Source organism: Methylobacterium sp. 285MFTsu5.1, from assembly GCF_000383455.1.
Classification (GTDB): domain Bacteria; phylum Pseudomonadota; class Alphaproteobacteria; order Rhizobiales; family Beijerinckiaceae; genus Methylobacterium.
On record NZ_KB911274.1, the window covers coordinates 167,991 to 186,448 of the forward strand.

Consider the following 18,458-nt stretch of genomic DNA (forward strand, 5'->3'; position numbering starts at 1 on the left):
GCCCTGTGCGCTCCCGCATGGTCGACGGGCGGCGGTCCGCGTCCTATGACCCCCTGACATGTCGAGAGAGTCCGCGTCCGGCGCGGGCTCGAACCAACGGAGACAGCCTGCCCGTGACAGCGCAGACCGTGACTGGACGCCTCCTCGCCGCGACACTCCTCGTCGCCTGCCTCCAGCTCGCCCCGGCCCTTGCGCAGGAACCGGCCGCGATGCCGTCGACGCCGCCCACCGTGCCGGCCACCCTGCCGGCCGCCAACGGCCAGTGGACCCACGCGATCACGCTGATGGGCCAGCCGAAATACGGCCCGGACTTCAAGCATTTCGACTACGCCGACCCGGCAGCCCCCAAGGGCGGCATGGTCCGGTTCGGGGCCCAGGGCGGGTTCGACAATTTCAACATCGTCGTCGCCGGCCTGAAGGGCGACCTCGAGAACGGCATCCAGCAGATCTACGATCCGCTGATGACCGAGTCGTCGGACGAGCCGTTCACCTCCTACGGCCTGCTCGCCGAGGCGGTGCGGATCGCCCCCGATCTCGGCTCCGTCTCGTACCGGCTGCGCGAGAACGCCCGCTGGCACGACGGCAAGCCGATCACGCCCGAGGACGTGGTCTGGTCCTTCGACGTGCTGAAGGCCAACAGCCCGTTCTACGCCGCCTACTACCAGACGGTGGCCAAGGCCGAGGTGACCGGGCCGCACGAGGTGACCTTCACCTTCACGGAGACCGGCAACCGCGAGCTGCCGCAGGTGATCGGGCAGCTGCGCGTCCTGCCCAAGCACTGGTGGACCGCCAAGGATTCCAACGGCAAGGCGCGCAGCGTCACCGAGACGACCCTGGAGCCGCCGCTGGGCTCGGGCCCCTATCGGCTCGCGAAATTCGAGGCGGGCCGCACCACCACCTACACCCGCGTGCCCGATTACTGGGGCAAGGACCTGCCGGTGAATGCCGGGCGCTACAACTTCGACACCGAGCGCTACGAGTACTTCCGCGACGGCACCGTGCTGGTCGAGGCGCTGAAGGGCGATCTCTACGATTTCCGGGTCGAGAACATCGCCCGGAACTGGGCGACCGCCTACGAGGATTTCCCCGCCGTGAAGGAGGGCCGCCTGATCAAGGAGGCGTTCCCCGAGCGCGGCATGGGCATCATGCAGGCCTTCGCGTTCAACACGCGCCGGGACAAGTTCAGGGACCCGCGCGTGCGCCGGGCCTTCAATCTCGCGATGAACTACGAGGAGATGAACAAGGCGCTGTTCTACGGCCTGTACAAGCGCATCAACTCCTACTTCTTCGGCTCGGAGCTGGCCTCCTCCGGCCTGCCGGAGGGCGAGGAGAAGGCGATCCTCGAGAGCGTCAGGGACAAGGTCCCGGCCTCGGTCTTCACCACCCCCTACGCCAACCCTGTCAACGACGGCCCCGAGGCGGTGCGCAGGAACCTGCGCGAGGCCGTCGGCCTGCTGCGCGAGGCCGGCTACGAGCTGCGCGGCGGCAAGATGGTCAGCAAGGCGACCGGCGAGCCGCTGACCGTCGAGTTCCTGGAGTTCCAGAACACCTTCGAGCGGGTCATCCTGCCGTTCTCGGCGCAGCTGAAGCTGATCGGCATCGACGCCACCCTGCGGGTCATCGACCAGGCGCAGTACCAGAACCGCATCCGCAACTTCGACTTCGACGTCACCACGGCGTCGTGGGGCGAGTCGCTCTCGCCGGGCAACGAGCAGCGCGAGTACTGGGGCTCGGCGGCGGCCGACAAGCCGGGCTCGCGCAACCTGATCGGGATCAAGGATCCCGGAATCGACGCCCTGATCGAGAAGGTCATCTTCGCCAAGGACCGCCACACCGTGGTCGCGGCGACGCGCGCCCTCGACCGGGTGCTCCTCGCCCACGACTACGTCGTCCCGCAATGGTCCTCCGACCAGCAGCGGACGCTGCGCTGGAACCGGTTCGGCCACCCGGCGATCCTGCCGCTCTACGCCAGCTCCGGCTTCCCGACGACGTGGTGGTACGACGAGACGCTCGCCGCCAAGACCGGGGCGCCCCGTTGACGGGCGGTCCCGGGATGCCGACCCGGCGCGGGCTGGTCCTCGGGGCCGGCGCGCTCGCGGCGATGCCGCCGTGGCGCCCCGCCCGGGCGGTTGACGCGCAGGAGCGCCACGGCCTGTCCAGCTTCGGCGAGCTCAAATACGGCCCGGACTTCGCGCATTTCGACTACGTGAACCCGATGGCGCCCCGCGGCGGGCGCTTCTCGGCGCAGCTCGCCGCGACGACCGGCAACCAGTCGCTCAACACCTTCAACACGCTCAACGTCTACGTGCTGCGCGGCGACGGGGCCGCCGGCATGCCCCTGACCTTCGACAGCCTGATGGTCCGCGCCCTCGACGAGCCGGACGCCCTCTACGGGCTGGTGGCGCGCGCCGTCACGGTCAGCCCGGACGGCCTGACCTACACCTTCGCGCTGCGCCCGCAGGCGCGGTTCCACGACGGCTCGCCGCTGACCGCGCGGGACGCGGCCTTCAGCCTCAAGCTCCTGCGCGACAAGGGCCACCCCGAGATCGCCGAGGTGATCCGGCCCATGACCGACGCCCGGGCCGAGGGCGACGGGCGGCTCGTGGTGACCTTCGAGCCGGGCCGCGCCCGGGACCTGCCGCTGTTCGTCGCGCAGCTGCCGCTCTTCTCCGCCGCCTACTACGCCGGCCGGGACTTCGAGGCCTCGACCCTGGAGGCGCCGCTCGGCTCCGGTCCCTACCGGGTCGGCACCGTCGATCCGGGCCGGTCCATCGGCCTGGAGCGCGTCCCGGATTACTGGGCCGCCGAGCTGCCGGTGAATGTCGGCCAGAACAACTTCGACGCGATCCGCTACGAGTATTTCCGCGACCGCACCGTGGCGTTCGAGGCGTTCAAGAGCGGTGCCTTCACGTTCCGCGAGGAGTTCACCGCCCGGGTCTGGGCGACCGGCTACGACTTCCCGGCGATGACCGAGGGCCGCGTGGTCCGCGAGACGGTGCCGGACGCGCGGCCGAGCGGCACGCAGGGCTGGTGGATCAACACCCGCCGCGCCGCGTTCCGCGACCCGCGGGTGCGCGAGGCGATCGGCCTGTGCTTCGATTTCGAGTGGTCGAACCGCAACCTGATGTACGGCGCCTACGCGCGCACGGCCTCGTTCTTCGAGAATTCCGACCTCAAGGCGACCGGCAAGCCCTCGGCCCAGGAGCTCGCCCTGCTGGAGCCGTTCAAGGACTTGCCGCCCGAGGTGTTCGGCGAGGCCTGGGCGCCGCCGGTCTCCGACGGGTCGGGCCAGGACCGGGCGCTGCTGAAGCGCGCCGACGCGCTCCTGCGGGAGGCCGGCTGCACCCGCCAGGGCGGCAACCTGCTGCTGCCCGGCGGCCAGCCCCTGACCCTCGAGTTCCTCGACGAGGATCCGGTCTTCCAGGCGGTCACGCAGCCCTTCATCCGCAACCTGGGGCTGCTCGGCATCAAGGCGAGCCTGCGCACGGTCGACCCGTCTCAGTACCAGGCGCGGCTGAAGGATTTCGACTTCGACGTCACGCCGCGCCGCTACAGCAGCGGGCTCACCCCCGGCGCGGAGCTGCGCGAGACCTACGGGTCCCGCTCCGCCGGGACCGCGGGCTCCAACAACCTGTCGGGGATCGCGAGCCCGGCGATCGACGCGCTGCTCACCGCCGTCGCCGACGCGACGTCGCGGGCGGACCTGACCACCGCCTGCCGGGCCCTGGACCGGGTCCTGCGGGCCGGGCGCTACTGGGTGCCGATGTGGTACGCCTCGACCCATCGCCTCGCCCTCTGGGACGTGTACGGCCGCCCGGCGACGCCGCCGAAATACGATCTCGGCGCCCCCGGGACGTGGTGGTTCGACGCCGACAAGGCCAAGCGGATCGGGCGGGACTGACGCCATGCTCGCCTACATCCTGCGCCGCATCGGCCTGATGATCCCGACCCTGTTCGGGATCATGCTGATCACCTTCACCATCGTGCAGTTCGCCCCCGGCGGACCGGTGGAGCGGGTGCTGTCGCAGCTCCAGGGCCAGCGCGACGGGGCCATGTCCCGCATCACCGGCGGCTCGGGCGACCTCGGCGGCGCCAGCCGGCCGTCGGGCGGCGGCGACGCCAGTTCCCGCTACCGCGGCGCCCAGGGGTTGAGCCCGGAATTCATCGCCAAGCTCGAGAAGCAGTTCGGCTTCGACAAGCCGGCGCCCGAGCGCTTCGCCAAGATGCTCTGGGACTACGTCCGGTTCGATTTCGGCCGCAGCTACTTCCGCGACGTCACGGTCATCCAGCTGATCAAGGAGCGGCTGCCGGTCTCGATCTCGCTGGGCCTGTGGATGACGCTGCTGTCCTACGCGATCTCGATCCCGCTCGGGATCCGCAAGGCCGTGGCGGACGGCACGCGCTTCGACCGCGCGACCTCCTTCGTGGTGATCATCGGCTACGCGATCCCGGGCTTCATGTTCGGGCTGATGCTCATCATCCTGTTCGCCGGCGGCTCGTTCTACCAGTGGTTCCCGCTGCGCGGCCTGACCAGCGAGGGCTGGGAGAGCTTCTCGCCCTGGCACAAGGTGACCGACTACGCGTGGCACATGGTGCTGCCGCTGACCGCTCTGGTGATCGGCGCCTTCGCCACCTCGACCCTGCTGACCAAGAACTCGTTCCTCGACGAGATCCGCAAGCAGTACGTGCTGACCGCGCGGATGAAGGGGCTGTCCGAGCGGCGCGTGCTCTACGGGCACGTCTTCCGCAACGCCATGCTGATCGTGATCGCGGGCTTCCCCGGTGCCTTCATCTCGGCCTTCTTCACCGGCTCGCTGCTCATCGAGACGATCTTCTCCCTCGACGGCCTGGGCGAGCTGTCGTTCCGGGCGATCGTCGGGCGCGACTATCCGGTGGTGTTCGCCACGCTCTACATCTTCTCGCTGCTCGGGCTCGCGGTGAACCTGCTGTCCGACCTGATCTACGTCTGGATCGACCCGCGGATCGATTTCTCGGCGCGGGCGACCTGACCGCGCGACGCGCGGAGCCTCAGGCCTCCGGGAGGCTCGCGGCGCCGGCCGGCACCGGCGGCTCGTCGCGCGGGGGGCCGGCCAGGCCCAGCAGCGCCGCGATGGCGTCGCCGTCCGGCGCGCCGAGGAGGTCCGCCAGGGTGTAGCGGTCGAGGACGGCGAGGAACGCCGCCAGGGCCTCGCCCAGCACCCGCCGGAGCCGGCACGGGGCCGTGATGGCGCAGGCGCCGCCGCCGAAACACTCGACCAGCGCCAGGTCGTCCTCGGTCTGGCGCACCACTGCACCGACGACGATCTCCTCCGGCGGCTTCGCCAGCCGAAGGCCGCCGCCCCGCCCGCGGATCGTCCGGATCAGGCCGAGCCGTCCCAGCTGGTGGACCACCTTGGTCAGGTGGTTCTCCGAGATGCCGTAGGCGCGCGCGATCCCGGCGATCGAACTCTGCTCGGGCTCGTGGAGCCCGACGTAGATCAGCGTGCGCAACGCGTAATCTGTGTAGCGGGTCAGGCGCATCTCAACTCCAGAAGACGATCCCTGCCGTGGGGCGATGCGATATCCGCCGCGGTCCGAGTCCGTACGCGCAGCCGCGGACCGGCACCACCGCTGGCAGGCGAACAGGCTTCGTCCCTATAAGATGTATTTCCCTTGCATCTTTTCGAGGGGGCGCTAAAAGAAGCATGTCGTATGCACCTTTTGAGCTGTGCCATGCCCGCGCCCCTCTCCCCCGCCACCGTCGCTCTCATCAAGGCCACCGTGCCGGCCCTGGAGGCCCACGGCCTCACCATCACCAAGCGCATGTACGAGCGCCTCTTCGAGAACGCTGAGATACGCGACCTCTTCAACCAGTCCCATCACGGCGAGACCGGCTCTCAGCCGAAGGCCCTGGCCCAGGCCGTGCTCGCCTACGCCCGCAACATCGACAATCTCGGCGTCCTGGCGGGCGCGGTCGAGCGCATCGCGCAGAAGCACGTCGCCCTGAACATCCTGCCGGAGCACTACCCGCACGTGGCCGACGCCCTCCTCGGCGCGATCGGGGATGTCCTCGGCGAGGCCGCCACGCCGGAGATCGCCACGGCCTGGGGGGAGGCTTACTGGTTCCTGGCGGAACTGCTGATCGGCCGGGAGGCCGCGATCTACCGCGACCATGCCTCCAAGCCGGGCGGCTGGAACGGCTGGCGCGACTTCGTGGTCGACAGCGTGACCCAGGAGAGCGAGACGATCCGCTCCTTCGTCCTCGTGCCGGCCGACGGTGGCCCGGTGCTGCGGCATCGGCCGGGCCAGTATCTCGGCTTCCTCCTGGACCTGCCGGGCCGCGGTGTGCTGAAGCGGAACTACTCGGTGTCCTGCGCGCCGAGCGACCGGGCCTACCGCATCACCGTCAAGCGCGAGGCGGCGCCGGGCCGTCCGGCCGGGATTGCCTCGAACTGGCTGCACGACCACGCGCGGCCCGGCACCGTGCTGAAGGTCGCCGCACCGGCGGGCGACTTCAGCCTCGACACCGAAAGTGACGCGCCCGTGGTGCTGGTCAGCGGCGGCGTCGGGCTGACCCCGATGATCAGCATGCTCGAGACCATCGCGGCGGACAGCCCGGACCGGCCGACCTGGTACGTCCACGGCGCCCTGTTCGGCCGCGTCCACGCCCTGCGCGACCACGCCCGGGCGCTCGCGGCGCGGGCCCGCGCCGCGACGCTCGTGACGTTCTACGCGGAGCCCGAAGCCGCGGACCGGCCGGGTGAGCACTACGACGTCCAGGGCCTGATCACGGCGGACTGGCTCGCGGAACACACGCCGCACGACCGCGCGACCTACTACCTGTGCGGTCCCAAGCCGTTCCTGCGGGATCTCGCCACCGGCCTGCTGCGCCGCGGCGTCCCGGCCGAGCGGGTGAAGTTCGAGTTCTTCGGCCCGGCCGACGAGCTCTTCGAGGAGCCCCGACAGGCAGCCTAGGCGGCGCTCAGGGCGTCCCGCCGCGGAGCGGACGCGCGGCGCCGAGCACCCGCGCCACGGTCGTGCGCAGCGCCTGCGCGCTCCGGTAGCCCACGGCCGCCGCGACCGCCCGGGGCGGCCGCCCCTCGGCCGCCAGCGCCAGCGCCCGGATCACGCGGGCTCTCGCCCGCCAGTCGCCGAAGCTGAGACCGGTCTCCGCGCGGAACCCGCGCGTGAGCGTGCGCCGGCTCGCCCCGGCACGGTCGGCCCAGGCGTCGAGATCGGCCTCCGAGGCCGGATTCTCGATCAGCGCGAGGCAGACGCGGCGCAGGCGCGGGTCCCGGGGGAGCGGCAGCGCGAGCGGCGTCGCCGGGGCCCGGCCGATCTCGTCGAGCACCAGGGCGGCGAGGTGGCCGCCGCGACCCGCCTCTGCGTAGAGCACCGGCTCCTCCGCCAGCGCGGTGAGCGCGGCGGCGAGGAGCCGCGACACCGCGATCACCCGGCAGCTCGCCGGGAAGGACCGGACCGCGGCCGGATCGAGATAGGCCGAGCACATCGCGACCGCGCCGTGGGTCGCGACCGCGTGCGGCAGAAGCGGCGGGATCCAGAGGGCGTGCCCCTCGGGAACCACCCAGGTGCCGTCCTCCGCGAACGCCATCATCAGCCCGGACGTGGCGTAGAGCAGCTGCGCGCGGGGATGGAAGTGCCGGGCGAGGTGCATCCCGGCCGCGTAGGTCTTGGGCATCACCGCGACCGGGCGCGGCACGTCCTGATAGTCGGCCGCCTCGGTCGACCGCCCGACGGCGCCGCGCGCCTCCGTCAACATTGGCCCGTTCGCGTACATATCCGGCCCAATACCGCCATCGGGTCAGGCTATCAGGGTGCCGTCCCGGAGGATACGCCGCGATGGATTCGGACACGCTGTCCCGCCGCACCCTGCGCTTCGTCAACGTCGCGCACGCCCTCGACCATTTCGTGCTGCTGATCTACCCGACCGCGGTCATCGCCATCGCAGCCCAGACCGGGCTCGGCTACGGCGAGCTGATCGGGCTCGCCACCGGCGCCTTCGTGGCCTTCGGTCTGTGCTCGCTGCCGATGGGCTCGCTGGCCGACCGCTTCGGGCGGCGCAACATGCTGGCGGTGTTCTTCTTCGGCTACGGCCTGTCCTGCCTGGGCGTGGCGAGCGCCTCGACGCCGCTGGGCTTCGCCCTCTGGCTCTGCGTCCTCGGGCTCGCCTCGGCGATCTACCACCCGGTCGGCTCCGCCATGCTGGTCACCCATGCGCGCCGGCTCGGGCACGATCTCGGCATCAACGGCGTCTGGGGCAATCTCGGCGCGGCCTCGGCCTCCGGCCTGACCGCGCTGCTCGCCGCCACGGTCAGCTGGCGCGCGGCCTTCATCGTTCCCGGCCTCGTCTGCCTCGCCTGCGGGGCCGCCTTCGTGGCCCTGGTCCCGGGGGACGGCGACGCCGCGGGGAGGAAGGCCGGCGGCGCGGCGGTGATCCCCGTCACCCGGCCCTGGGCGCTCATGGCGATGTTCGCCCTGTCGATCTTCGCGGGCGGCCTGACCTTCAACCTGACGACGATCAGCCTGCCCAAGGTGATCGACGAGGGCGTCGGGCAGGCGCTGCCCCTGGCGCTGACCGGCTCGATCGCCACCGGCGTCTTCCTGTTCGGCGCGCTGATGCAGCTCGCCATGGGCCGGCTGATCGACCGCTACAGCCTGCCGTCCCTGTTCGTGGCCCTGTCGGTGCTGCAGCCGCTGGGGCTCGGGATCGCGGCCGTCTCCACCGGCCTGCCGCTGCTCGCCGGGCTCGTCCTCGCCATGACGGCGATCTACGGGCAGGTGGTGATCAACGACGCGATGATCGCCCGCTACGTGCCGCCCGCCTACCGGGCCCGCGCCTACAGCGTGCGCTACTTCGTCGGCTTCACGGCGAGCGGCTTCGTGGTGCCGGCGATCGCCCTCCTGCACGACCGCGGCGGCTTCGCGCTGGTCCTCGGCGCCGCCTCCGCCTGCGGCGCGGTGATCTGGCTCGCGGCCCTGGGCTTCCTGAGGCTGACGCAGGGCGGCGCGCGGCACGCCCTGGCCGCCGCCGAGTAGCGCGACGGTTTGCGGGTCCGGCCCGGCGCTGCTACGCGGCGCCCGTCCGACCCGCGAGTACCCCGTGACCGATCTGTCCCTCGTCATCCGGCCGGAGCGGCCGGAGGATGCCCCCGCCATCGAGCGCCTCCACGCCCGGGCCTTCGGTCCCGGCCGCTTCGCCCGCACCGCCTACCGCCTCCGCGAGGGCGCGGCCGAGCGGATCGACCTCGGCATCACCGCCTCGGTCGGCAGCTTCCTCGTCGGCTCGGTCCGGATGGGTCCGGTGCGGACCGGGGCGACGCCCTTCGTGATGCTCGGCCCCCTGGCGGTCGATCCGAGCTTCGAGGGCCGCGGCATCGGCGGCACCCTGACCCGCGCGGCGATCGAGGGGGCGCGGCGGGCGGGCGAGGGTCTGGTGATCCTCGTCGGCGACGCGCCCTACTACGCCCGCTTCGGGTTCACACCGGTTCCGCCCGGGCGCCTGACCCTGCCGGGGCCGGTCGACCCGGCGCGCCTGCTGTGGCTGGAACTGGCCGAGGAGTTCCGTGCGGGCGTGACGGGCCCGATCGAGGCGGTCAGGACCTGAAACGGGGCCCGGCGGGCGTGCCTCAGCTCTCTGACGGTGATTTCGATCCGCACCGGGCTGGTCTTCTGCATGCGCGTGAATGGCTCAGCTCAATCCACACGCAGCCGCCGTCATTGCGAGCGAAGCGAAGCAATCCAGTAGCGCCACACTTACGGAGGGCGCGCTGGACCTGGGTCGCTTCGCTGCGCTCGCGATGACGGAGGGGGCCGACGGCTCCGCCGAGCAGCGAGCGCCGCCGGGGCCGGCGCTCGACCGTTCGAAACCCCGTTCAGGCCCGCCGGAGCGCCAGCGCGGCGATCAGCCCGGCCGCGAGCAGCGCCAGCGCCACCGGCGTCGCCGAGGTCGCCGGCCAAGCGGAGGCGGCGGCCGTGAACAGCGCCCCGAACGTCATCTGGGTGAAGCCGTAGAGGCTGGAGGCCGACCCGGCGGCGTGCGGGTCGACGTTCATCAGCCCCGCCACCGCGTTGGGGCTGAGCAGACCGACGCCCACCGCGTAGGCGAAGAGCGGCACGATCAGGCTGACCACGCCGAGCATGCCGGTGCGGTCCACGACCAGCAGCGACAGCGCCGCCCCGATACAGAGGAGATTGCCGCTCCGCGCCGCCTTGCGGATCGGCACCCGGGCGGCGAGCCGGCTCGCCAGGACGGCGCCGCCGACCATGCCGAACACGACGATCAGGCAGTCGAAGCCCACCTCCTGCGAGGAGCGCCCGAGCCGGTCCACGAGGAGGAACGGCGCCACCGCCAGGAACGCGTACAGGCTGGTGCCGCCGCAGGCCCCCGCCACCAGGTAGGCCCGGAACACCGGGACCCGCACCAGCCGCAGGTAGCCGGACAGGACGGCGACGAAGCCCGGCAGCGCCACCTTGTGGCGGTTGGTCTCGGGCAGGGTGAAGACCACGAGCGCGCCCAGCACGGCGACGAGGCCGGCCAGCACCACGAACACCGCGCGCCAGCCGAAGGCCTCGTTCACCACGCCGCCGATCGCCGGGGCCAGCGCGGGCGTGAGCGTCATCGCGGTGGTGAGGATCGCGAGCTTCCGGGCGGCGTCCTCGCGGGTCGAGACGTCGCGGACCATCGCCCGGCCGATCACCAGCGAGCCGCAGGCGCCGAGGGATTGCAGGACGCGGGCGACGAGCAGGACCCCGATATTCGGCGCGGGGATCGCGAGCAGCAGGCCGGCGAGGTAGAGGCCGAGTCCCCCGATCAGGATCGGGCGCCGCCCGTACCGGTCCGAGAGCGGCCCGTAGAGGAGCTGACCGCCCGCGAGCCCGATCAGGTAGACGGTGATCGTCAGCTGCGCGCCGGCGGCGTTGGTGCCGAGGTCGACGGCCGCCGCCGCCAGCGCCGGCACGAAAATGTGAAGCGCCACCGTCCCGGTCATGGTCACGGCGACGAGGAGCGGCAGGGGGGCCCGGCGCTCCGGCACGGCGGGACGTCGATCAGTCAAGGGGCCCTACGCGGTTCTCGATCCGGCCGGATGCCGGGGCGCAGCCGCCTTAGAGCAAGGGTCACGCCCGGAGCCATGCCGGCGGAACGCGCCAGGCACGCGAGGGGCGGGACCGTGCCCGGCCCCGCACCCGGCCGTGCCGCCTACTCCTTCGGCAGCGGCTGCGGGGTCGGCAGCGGCGCGTTCAGATCCTTGGTCGGGCCGCCGACCTCCAGATCCTTCGCCCGCTCGACGGCCTCGGGATTGGCCTTCGCGGCCGGCTCCTTGGCGGCCGGCGCCGTCGGCGCGGTCGGCTCGGCGGGGATCAGGCTCGAGGGCTGACCCTGCTGGTCGCTGTCATGGGCGCTGGCCGGGGGAGCCGGCGCGTTGCGGTCGCTCGACTCGCCGGTCGTCCGCGGGCTGCCGGGCGACTTCGCCTCGACCGGCTTGGCGGTGCCGGTATCGGCGGGCTTGGCCGGGCTGTCCTTACCCTCGGACGCCTTGTTGGCGGCGGGCTTGTCGGCGGACGGCTTGTCGGCGGCGGGCTTGTCCTCGGGCTTGGCCGCGGCGGGCGCGGCCGCCGGCGCGGCGTCGGTCTTCTCGACGGCCGGCAGCGGCTTCGGCGATTCGGCTAGCGTCCGCAGGTAGGCGATGACGTTGGCCCGCTCCTGCGGCGCAGCGATGCCCGCGTAGGCCATCTTGGTGCCCTTCACGTAGGCCTTCGGGTTCGTCAGGAACTCGTCGAGGTCGGCGTAGGTCCAGGTGCCGCCCTTCTCCTTCATGGCCGCCGAGTAGTCGAAGCCCGCATGCGCGCCCTTCGGCCGCTCGACGATGCCGTACAGGTCGGGGCCGACCTTGTTCGGGCCGCCCTTCTCGAAGCTGTGGCAGGCGTGACAGGCCTTGGTGCCGGCCTCGCCCTTCTCGGCATTGGCGCTCGCGAGGCGGACGGCGATCGGCTCGACCTTGGCCTCGGGCGCCGCGGAGGCGGCCTCGGGCTGCGGCTCGGGCAAGTCGTAGCCGGCATTGCCCGCCGGCTTCGGGTGGTAGATCAATTCGGCGACGAAACCCGATCCGGCCGCGAACAGAAGGGCGCCGAGGACCGCACCCAGGACCTTGTTCACCTCGAACGAGTTCATGCTCTTCTCGCAACTCGGCCGTGCCGAACGCGCGCCTGACACGGGCGAGCGGGCTCGGACACCGGACATTGGAAGATTTCGAGGTTGCCTTAGCGGTTCCGGGCGGCTCCTGACAATGCCGCAGGGGCGTTCCGCGTCGCTCCGGCGCAGGATTGTTCCACTGAATTGTCCAGCTTGTCACCGGGTGGCACCTTTTCTCCACCGCGGCCCGGCCCGTTTCCGCAGGCCCGTTCCCGGGGGACGACAACCAGGGGCCGGCCTGTTAAGCAGCCGGCCGCCTCCCGTCGCGGCCGCTCGATCCGCGCATCCGGATCCGAATCTCGATGTCCGATCCCCTGGTCCTGATCCCGGCGCGCCTCGCCGCGACCCGCCTGCCGAACAAGCCGCTGGCCGACATCGCCGGCGAGGCCATGATCGTCCATGTCTGGCGCCGGGCCGTCGAGGCCGGGATCGGCCCGGTGGTGGTCGCCACCGACACGGCGGAGATCGCCCGCACGGTCGAGGCCGCGGGCGGCCTCGCGGTGATGACCCGGGCCGACCACCCGTCGGGCTCCGATCGCCTCGCCGAGGCCCTGGAGATCGTCGATCCGGAGGGCCGCCACGACGTGGTCGTCAACGTGCAGGGTGACCTGCCGACCATCGACCCGGCGATCATCGGCGCCTCCGTCGCGCCGCTCGCCGACCGCACCGTCGACATCGTCACCCTCTGCGCGCCGATCACCGATCCGCACGAGGCCGACAACCCCAACGTGGTCAAGCTCGTCGGCCACGCGGTCGGTCCCGGGCGCCTGCGCGCCCTCTACTTCACCCGCGCCCGCGCGCCCTGGGGCGACGGGCCCCTCTGGCACCATATCGGCCTGTACGCCTACCGGCGCACGGCGCTCAGCCGGTTCGTGGCCCTGCCGCCCGGCGAGCTGGAGGTGCGGGAGAAGCTGGAGCAGCTGCGGGCCCTCGAGGCCGGCATGCGCATCGATGCCGCCATCGTCGACGACCTGCCGCTGGGCGTCGACACCCCCGCCGACCTGGAACGGGCCCGCGCCCTGCTGCAGGGTCGGCGCCTGAACTGACCCGACGAACGAATCCGCGCCGCCATGACCGACCGCACCATCGCCTACCAGGGTGAGCCCGGGGCCAACTCGCACATCATCTGCGCGGAGGCCTACCCGGACTGGACGCCGCTGCCCTGCCCGACCTTCGAGGACGCCTTCGCGGCGGTGACGGAGGGGCGCGCGCAGCGGGCGATGATCCCGATCGAGAACTCGATCGCGGGCCGCGTCGCCGACATCCACCACCTGATCCCGATCTCGCCGCTGCACATCGTGGCCGAGCACTTCCTGCCGATCCACTTCCAGCTGATGGTCCTGCCGGGCACGAAGCTCGAGGCGCTGAGGAGCGTCCACAGCCACGTCCACGCGCTGGGCCAGTGCCGCCGCATAATCCGCCGGCTGGGCCTGAAGGCCGTGGTCGCCGGCGACACCGCCGGGGCGGCCCGCGAGATCGCCGAGATCGGCGACCCGAGCCGGGCGGCCCTGGCGCCCGCTCTCGCCGCCGAGGTCTACGGCCTGGACATCCTCGAGCGCGACGTCGAGGACGAGGCGCACAACACCACCCGGTTCGTGGTGTTCTCCCCCGAGCCCGAGCCGGTCGCCCAGGGCGCCGAGCCCTGCGTGACGAGCTTCGTGTTCCGCGTCCGCAACATCCCGGCCGCCCTCTACAAGGCGCTCGGCGGCTTCGCGACCAACGGCGTCAACATGTCGAAGCTCGAGAGCTACATGGTCGACGGCGAGTTCACCGCCACGCAGTTCTACGCCGAGGTCGACGGCCATCCGGAGGATACGGGCCTCCGCCGCGCGCTGGACGAGCTCGGCTTCTTCTCGCGCGAGCTGCGGGTGATCGGGACCTACCCGGCCCACCCGTTCCGCGAGGCGGCGCGGCCGCCCGCGGAGTGATCCTCACTCCCGCCGCAGGATGCGGTCGGCGGCCAGATCCGACCAGAAGCCCGGCCGGAAATCCCGCTTGAGCGCCTCGGGATCGTAGACGGTCTCGACCCAGGTCAGGAAGTCGAGGCCCTGCGCCTCGCCCTCGACGCGGTAGCGGGCGAAGAACGCGTCGAGGATCCCGGTCTTGGCGAAGCGGAGATGGCCGTAGCGGGCGGAGAGCTGCCGGGCGGCCTCGGCCACCGGGCGGCCCTCGTGCAGGATCAGGTACAGGGCCGAGGCGAGGCCGGCCCGGTCGGCGCCGGACTTGCAGTGCATCACGGCCGGGTACTCGATGCCGGCGAAGAACGCCTTGGCGCCGAGGATGGTGGCGCGGTCCGGCGCCTCCCGCGAGCGGAGCACGAACTCGACGAGCTTGAGGCCGTGGCGCTCGCAGGCCTCGCGCTGCAGCGGCCAGGACCCGTGCTCGCGCCCGCCGCGCAGGGAGATGATCGTCCGCACGCCCTCGGCCCGGAAGCGGGCGAGTTGGTGGGGACCGGGCTGGGCCGAGCGCCAGACGGCGCCGGTGCCGACCCGGTGCCGGTTGAGGTAGGCGAGGCGGAACACGCCGTGGTCCATCAGCAGCATGCTGGCCCAGGCCATCAGCCGGTCGCCGGGGCCGGCGATCGGCCGCTCGAAGCGGGCGATCCGGGCCATGCGGCGCGCGTAGCGCGTCTCGGGCTTGAGGAAGCGGTTGAACAAGGCCAGGCTGCCGAGGGAACGAGCCCGGGCTCTACCAGCCACCCGGCGGCCCGGCAATTCGCGGGCCCGGCCCCCGACCGGCACGCGGTCGACCACACCGACGCGATCCGGCGCCGTTCTTGCCTTCACTCCGCCCGGATCGGCATCGAACCTGCGCGGACCGCGCGAGTTATCCGCCGGTCGGACGATGGGAGGCCCGAGGCCCATGAGCACGCGCACCACGAGCATCCGCCGGGCCCGCGAGGCCGACCTCGGCGGCTTGTCCAAGGTGTTCGACGCGTCGTGGCGCGAGGCCTATCGCGGCATCATCCCGGGCGTCGCCCTGGAGCGGCTGATCTCGACCCGGGACCGGGCGTGGTGGCGGGGCGCCCTGCGCCGCGGCCGGCCGATCGCGGTGGTCGAGACGGGCGAACTCGTCGTCGGCTACGCGGCCTACGGGCGAACGCGCAGCCGGTCCCTCGGCACCGAGGCGGAGATTGACGAACTCTACCTGCTGCCGGAGTACCAGGGCGTCGGCCTGGGCCGCCGCCTGTTCCGGGCGGTGCGCAACGACCTCGCGGATCACGGCTTCGCGCGGCTCGGCGTGTGGAGCCTGGAGGACAACGCCCGCGCGAGCGCCTTCTACGAGGGGCTCGGCGGCGTCGCCGGCCCGCGGGTGCTGGACCGCGTGGCGGGCCTCCCGCTCCCGAAGGTCGGGTTTCTCTTCGGCTAACGTTTTCCAGCGCTCGTTGCCGGGCCGTACCATCGACTGATTTGCTTTGCCAGGCGGCGCCTCTAAGAGATCCGGGAAGCGGACGAGACCGCATTCCGGAAGCGACAGGCCATGAAGATCGACGCCATCCCGCTCGGCAAGAAGCCGCCGCACGACGTCAACGTGATCGTCGAGGTGCCGCTCGGCGGCGAGCCGATCAAGTACGAGATGGACAAGGAATCCGGTGCGCTGGTCGTCGACCGGTTCCTGTACACGCCGATGTTCTACCCGGGCAATTACGGCTTCATCCCCCACACCCTGTCGGGCGACGGCGATCCCTGCGACGTGCTGGTGGCCAACACCCGCGCCGTGCTGCCGGGCGCGATCATCAGCGCGCGTCCCGTGGGCGTGATGGTGATGCAGGACGAGGGCGGCGAGGACGAGAAGATCATCGCGGTGCCCTCGCGCCACCTGACCAAGCGCTACGACCGGGTCGAGAACTACACCGACCTGCCCGACATCACGATCCAGCAGATCCAGCACTTCTTCGAGCACTACAAGGATCTGGAGCCCGGCAAGTGGGTCAAGTTCGTCCGCTGGGGCGACAAGGAGGAGGCCCACCGGCTGATCGAGGAAGCGATCGAGCGCGGCAAGGCCAAGAAGTAAGGGTGTTCCGGCCGCTCCTCCGGGGAGCGGCCCGTACCCGTCAGCCGTCGATGCGGCGCAGCCCGGCCCGGTAGCGCCGGGCATTCTCCACATAGCGCAGGGCGGCCTGCCGCAGACCCTCGATCGCGGCCTCGTCGAGGGTGCGCACGGCCTTGGCCGGCGCCCCGACGATCAGGCTGTGATCCGGGAACTCCTTGCCCTCGGTGACCAGCGCGTTGGCGCCGACGAGGCAGCCGCGGCCGATCCGGGCCCCGTTCAGAACCGTCGCCCCCATGCCGACGAGGCTGCCGTCCCCGATGGTGCAGCCGTGCACGATCGCGCCGTGCCCGATCGTGACGTCGGTCCCGATCACGAGGGGGAAGCCGGGATCGACGTGCATGATCACGCCTTCCTGGACGTTGGTGCGGTCGCCGATGCGGATCGGCTCGTTGTCGCCGCGCAGGGCCGCGCCGAACCAGATGCCGACATCGAGGCCGAGATGCACCCGGCCGATCACCTGCGCGTCGGGCGCGATCCAGACCCGGGCCGGGTCGGCGAGGTCGGGGACGTGCTCGTCGAGGGCATAGAGCGGCATGGCGGCCTTTCACGGAAGAGCGGTGGTATCGGCCGCGCGGCGCGGCCGGGATCGCGACAGATGACGCGCGGCACGTGTCGCGGGAATGGTACGGCGCGTCCAGGCTGCCAATGCTAGGCTGGCTCCGCAAGCGGTCGTGACCCGGATCGGAGACAGAGATGGCACGCCTCCCGGCCCTGATCGGTCTGACGCTTCTCCTGCTGACGCAGGGGGCCGGGGCCGCGGACCTGCGGGGGCCGGCGGCGCTGGGCCGGTTCCGGGCGACGTGCGAGGATCTCGGGACCTTCTGCTTCGCCGACGCCTGCGGCGGCGATCAGATCGCGGCGGCCGAGGGCTGCCGGGCGCGCTGTCCGAGCGCGTCGATCGTCGAGGTCGTCCCGGCCGCCTGCCCGCTGCCGGACGGTCGGTCCGTGCCGATCCTCCGGCGCCGCGGCTGAGAATCGGCCGCGATCGAGGGCCGGGAGAAATATCGGACGTCCGCGGCAACGAAACGCGGAACGCGGCATTGACCGTTTCGAACACGCTAACAACGGAGACGCGGACAGATGCTCGCGAACGCGCGCGATGCCCGCCGGCGCACGAAGCTGACCAGCGATCTCCGTCCGCCCGAAGCGGGAGCGAACGCCGATCCCGTCCTGTACGGCGTGGCCGCGGGTCTGGCGGCCCTGTTCCCGCCCGTGATGCTGCGCTCGGAGGCCTCGCCCGAGACGCACCGCGCCTCCGAGACCTCGCGGGCGCCGGACGCGACCGGCACCCGCTGAGGCTAGGACCGGTCGGCGCAGGCTCCCCCTCAGGCCGCGAGCCGGACGAGGAGGAGGAGGGTCGCCAGGAGCGGCGACGCCGCGGCGAGCCAGAGGGCGCCCGGATGGAAGCCCTCGGGTCCCGAGAAGCGCGCGGTCCTCGTCACCGCGGGACGCAGGGGATCCCCGCGTCCGATCCCGATCCCGACTGGCATCCGCGCACTCCTCGATACCGGAGGAGTGAGCGCCGACGTCCCTCAAGAGCGTCTGAATCGGCGGCCGTCGTCGTTCGGCGTGGTGAACCGGCCCTTAAAGGGCCCGGTCGAACTTCAGCTCGCCGTTCGGGCTCTTCAGAACGAGCTGCGAGCCGACCATGTCCCACACCGCCGAGGTGCGCAGGGCGATGAAGAACGCCTGCTCGGCGGCCGCGAGGCCCTTGTCGCAGCTCTTCTTGGTGAGCGCGAGCGGGCCGACGGCGATGTGCTGCTCCTTGAGCGGGAAGGCGGTCGCCGCGAAGGTGTTGCAGCCGCCGTAGCCGCGGGCGCGGTACTGCTTGTCGATGATGAAGCTCGGCCGGTCGCCGCCCGTGAACGGCTTGCCGTTCAGGCTCACGGCGGTCCAGGTCGAGTCCAGCGGGAACATCTTCTCGCTGGCCTTGGTCCCCGGCACGTACTGGGGCTTCTTCTCCTCCTCGCCGCCCGGCCGGCGGTTGCCCCGGCCGAAGCCCGTGGGCGAGCCGCCCATCTGCGCCTGCGCCTGCGTCGCCGCGGTCAGGTCCATGGCCAGCACGGCACAGGCCAAGCTCGCGATCAGCACCCCTCTCATCGTCCAGTCCCCATGTCGCGCGCGCCGCGCGCAGGTCATCCCGGTCCGGAAGCGCCGCGCGGGCCGCGCGGTCCGGCCCCTCGCGTGGGCCGCTCCGAATCCTTGCGCCTTGCCG

The 18,458-nt window shown here is 71.9% G+C and carries 20 protein-coding genes; 12 read left to right on the plus strand and 8 right to left on the minus strand.

Going from position 1 to position 18,458, the window contains the following annotated elements; genetic code table 11:
* Positions 1-113 precede the first annotated feature (113 nt).
* The 3 genes from H288_RS0110940 to H288_RS0110950 are packed head-to-tail and all read left to right on the plus strand — an operon-like array spanning position 114 to position 5,009.
* Positions 114-2,039, plus strand: coding sequence for an extracellular solute-binding protein (locus H288_RS0110940; RefSeq protein ID WP_020092628.1), 1,926 nt, complete (start codon positions 114-116; stop codon positions 2,037-2,039).
* A gap of 14 nt (positions 2,040-2,053) precedes the next feature.
* Entirely contained in the window at positions 2,054-3,901 is a 1,848-nt protein-coding gene (locus tag H288_RS0110945; protein WP_020092629.1) for an extracellular solute-binding protein, read from the plus strand.
* A 4-nt stretch (positions 3,902-3,905) separates the two neighbouring features.
* On the plus strand, positions 3,906-5,009 hold the full coding sequence (locus H288_RS0110950; RefSeq protein WP_020092630.1) for a microcin C ABC transporter permease YejB: 1,104 nt from the start codon (positions 3,906-3,908) through the stop codon (positions 5,007-5,009).
* Positions 5,010-5,028: 19 nt separating this feature from the next.
* Here H288_RS0110950 and H288_RS0110955 read toward each other — a convergent pair whose 3' ends face one another.
* On the minus strand, positions 5,029-5,520 hold the full coding sequence (locus H288_RS0110955; RefSeq protein WP_020092631.1) for an Rrf2 family transcriptional regulator: 492 nt from the start codon (positions 5,518-5,520) through the stop codon (positions 5,029-5,031).
* Between the two features lie 192 nt (positions 5,521-5,712).
* On the opposite strand from H288_RS0110955, the gene hmpA reads away from it, so the two are divergent.
* The gene (gene hmpA / locus H288_RS0110960) at positions 5,713-6,954 is read left to right on the plus strand and encodes an NO-inducible flavohemoprotein (RefSeq protein WP_020092632.1); all 1,242 of its coding nucleotides are present in this window, start codon (positions 5,713-5,715) and stop codon (positions 6,952-6,954) included.
* A 7-nt stretch (positions 6,955-6,961) separates the two neighbouring features.
* On the opposite strand, the gene H288_RS0110965 is transcribed toward hmpA, so the two are convergent.
* On the minus strand, positions 6,962-7,777 hold the full coding sequence (locus H288_RS0110965) for a helix-turn-helix transcriptional regulator (RefSeq protein WP_026604847.1): 816 nt from the start codon (positions 7,775-7,777) through the stop codon (positions 6,962-6,964).
* 62 nt (positions 7,778-7,839) lie between these two features.
* On the opposite strand from H288_RS0110965, the gene H288_RS0110970 reads away from it, so the two are divergent.
* Complete coding sequence (locus H288_RS0110970) at positions 7,840-9,036, plus strand: MFS transporter (protein WP_020092634.1); 1,197 nt, start codon at positions 7,840-7,842, stop codon at positions 9,034-9,036.
* Positions 9,037-9,100: 64 nt separating this feature from the next.
* Positions 9,101-9,604 carry an N-acetyltransferase gene (locus H288_RS0110975; RefSeq protein WP_020092635.1) on the plus strand — a complete coding sequence of 168 codons (504 nt, stop codon included), beginning with the start codon at positions 9,101-9,103 and terminating at the stop codon, positions 9,602-9,604.
* Between the two features lie 268 nt (positions 9,605-9,872).
* Here H288_RS0110975 and H288_RS0110980 read toward each other — a convergent pair whose 3' ends face one another.
* Together H288_RS0110980 and H288_RS33895 are read right to left on the minus strand one after the other, a co-directional pair.
* The gene (locus H288_RS0110980) at positions 9,873-11,054 is read right to left on the minus strand and encodes a multidrug effflux MFS transporter (RefSeq protein WP_234081219.1); all 1,182 of its coding nucleotides are present in this window, start codon (positions 11,052-11,054) and stop codon (positions 9,873-9,875) included.
* 143 nt (positions 11,055-11,197) lie between these two features.
* Positions 11,198-12,169 carry a cytochrome c family protein gene (locus H288_RS33895; protein WP_020092637.1) on the minus strand — a complete coding sequence of 324 codons (972 nt, stop codon included), beginning with the start codon at positions 12,167-12,169 and terminating at the stop codon, positions 11,198-11,200.
* Positions 12,170-12,492: 323 nt separating this feature from the next.
* On the opposite strand from H288_RS33895, the gene H288_RS0110990 reads away from it, so the two are divergent.
* Together H288_RS0110990 and H288_RS0110995 are read left to right on the plus strand one after the other, a co-directional pair.
* Positions 12,493-13,236, plus strand: a complete 744-nt coding sequence (locus tag H288_RS0110990) for a 3-deoxy-manno-octulosonate cytidylyltransferase (RefSeq protein ID WP_020092638.1) — start codon at positions 12,493-12,495, stop codon at positions 13,234-13,236.
* Positions 13,237-13,260: 24 nt separating this feature from the next.
* Positions 13,261-14,118 carry a prephenate dehydratase gene (locus H288_RS0110995; RefSeq protein WP_020092639.1) on the plus strand — a complete coding sequence of 286 codons (858 nt, stop codon included), beginning with the start codon at positions 13,261-13,263 and terminating at the stop codon, positions 14,116-14,118.
* 3 nt (positions 14,119-14,121) lie between these two features.
* On the opposite strand, the gene H288_RS0111000 is transcribed toward H288_RS0110995, so the two are convergent.
* Positions 14,122-14,847 (minus strand): tyrosine-protein phosphatase, encoded by a 726-nt coding sequence (locus H288_RS0111000; protein ID WP_020092640.1) that lies wholly within the window; start codon positions 14,845-14,847, stop codon positions 14,122-14,124.
* 205 nt (positions 14,848-15,052) lie between these two features.
* Here H288_RS0111000 and H288_RS0111005 point away from each other — a divergent pair, with 205 nt between their 5' ends.
* Both H288_RS0111005 and ppa read left to right on the plus strand, forming a co-directional pair.
* Positions 15,053-15,559 (plus strand): N-acetyltransferase, encoded by a 507-nt coding sequence (locus tag H288_RS0111005; protein WP_020092641.1) that lies wholly within the window; start codon positions 15,053-15,055, stop codon positions 15,557-15,559.
* 111 nt (positions 15,560-15,670) lie between these two features.
* Positions 15,671-16,204 (plus strand): inorganic diphosphatase, encoded by a 534-nt coding sequence (gene ppa, locus H288_RS0111010; RefSeq protein WP_020092642.1) that lies wholly within the window; start codon positions 15,671-15,673, stop codon positions 16,202-16,204.
* 40 nt (positions 16,205-16,244) lie between these two features.
* Here the strand turns inward: ppa and H288_RS0111015 are convergent, their stop codons facing one another.
* Positions 16,245-16,778: a gamma carbonic anhydrase family protein gene (locus tag H288_RS0111015; RefSeq protein ID WP_020092643.1), complete on the minus strand. Its 534-nt coding sequence runs from the start codon at positions 16,776-16,778 to the stop codon at positions 16,245-16,247.
* Between the two features lie 158 nt (positions 16,779-16,936).
* Here H288_RS0111015 and H288_RS0111020 point away from each other — a divergent pair, with 158 nt between their 5' ends.
* Positions 16,937-17,215: a hypothetical protein gene (locus tag H288_RS0111020; protein WP_020092644.1), complete on the plus strand. Its 279-nt coding sequence runs from the start codon at positions 16,937-16,939 to the stop codon at positions 17,213-17,215.
* A gap of 108 nt (positions 17,216-17,323) precedes the next feature.
* Complete coding sequence (locus H288_RS0111025; RefSeq protein ID WP_020092645.1) at positions 17,324-17,539, plus strand: hypothetical protein; 216 nt, start codon at positions 17,324-17,326, stop codon at positions 17,537-17,539.
* A 29-nt stretch (positions 17,540-17,568) separates the two neighbouring features.
* Here the strand turns inward: H288_RS0111025 and H288_RS35615 are convergent, their stop codons facing one another.
* Together H288_RS35615 and H288_RS0111035 are read right to left on the minus strand one after the other, a co-directional pair.
* On the minus strand, positions 17,569-17,733 hold the full coding sequence (locus H288_RS35615; RefSeq protein ID WP_020092646.1) for a hypothetical protein: 165 nt from the start codon (positions 17,731-17,733) through the stop codon (positions 17,569-17,571).
* Between the two features lie 94 nt (positions 17,734-17,827).
* Positions 17,828-18,343 carry an META domain-containing protein gene (locus H288_RS0111035; RefSeq protein ID WP_026604848.1) on the minus strand — a complete coding sequence of 172 codons (516 nt, stop codon included), beginning with the start codon at positions 18,341-18,343 and terminating at the stop codon, positions 17,828-17,830.
* Positions 18,344-18,458: the final 115 nt, after the last annotated feature.

Bases quoted from the DNA above. Each gene is read 5' to 3' on its own strand.
- H288_RS0110945 (WP_020092629.1), top strand. From the start codon at position 2,054: ATGCCGACCCGGCGCGGGCTGGTCCTCGGGGCCGGCGCGCTCGCGGCG.
- H288_RS0110950 (WP_020092630.1), top strand. From the start codon at position 3,906: ATGCTCGCCTACATCCTGCGCCGCATCGGCCTGATGATCCCGACCCTG.
- H288_RS0110955 (WP_020092631.1), bottom strand. From the start codon at position 5,520: ATGCGCCTGACCCGCTACACAGATTACGCGTTGCGCACGCTGATCTAC.
- hmpA (WP_020092632.1), top strand. From the start codon at position 5,713: ATGCCCGCGCCCCTCTCCCCCGCCACCGTCGCTCTCATCAAGGCCACC.
- H288_RS0110965 (WP_026604847.1), bottom strand. From the start codon at position 7,777: ATGTACGCGAACGGGCCAATGTTGACGGAGGCGCGCGGCGCCGTCGGG.
- H288_RS0110970 (WP_020092634.1), top strand. From the start codon at position 7,840: ATGGATTCGGACACGCTGTCCCGCCGCACCCTGCGCTTCGTCAACGTC.
- H288_RS33895 (WP_020092637.1), bottom strand. From the start codon at position 12,169: ATGAACTCGTTCGAGGTGAACAAGGTCCTGGGTGCGGTCCTCGGCGCC.
- H288_RS0110990 (WP_020092638.1), top strand. From the start codon at position 12,493: ATGTCCGATCCCCTGGTCCTGATCCCGGCGCGCCTCGCCGCGACCCGC.
- H288_RS0110995 (WP_020092639.1), top strand. From the start codon at position 13,261: ATGACCGACCGCACCATCGCCTACCAGGGTGAGCCCGGGGCCAACTCG.
- H288_RS0111005 (WP_020092641.1), top strand. From the start codon at position 15,053: ATGAGCACGCGCACCACGAGCATCCGCCGGGCCCGCGAGGCCGACCTC.
- ppa (WP_020092642.1), top strand. From the start codon at position 15,671: ATGAAGATCGACGCCATCCCGCTCGGCAAGAAGCCGCCGCACGACGTC.
- H288_RS0111015 (WP_020092643.1), bottom strand. From the start codon at position 16,778: ATGCCGCTCTATGCCCTCGACGAGCACGTCCCCGACCTCGCCGACCCG.
- H288_RS0111020 (WP_020092644.1), top strand. From the start codon at position 16,937: ATGGCACGCCTCCCGGCCCTGATCGGTCTGACGCTTCTCCTGCTGACG.
- H288_RS0111025 (WP_020092645.1), top strand. From the start codon at position 17,324: ATGCTCGCGAACGCGCGCGATGCCCGCCGGCGCACGAAGCTGACCAGC.
- H288_RS35615 (WP_020092646.1), bottom strand. From the start codon at position 17,733: ATGCCAGTCGGGATCGGGATCGGACGCGGGGATCCCCTGCGTCCCGCG.
- H288_RS0111035 (WP_026604848.1), bottom strand. From the start codon at position 18,343: ATGAGAGGGGTGCTGATCGCGAGCTTGGCCTGTGCCGTGCTGGCCATG.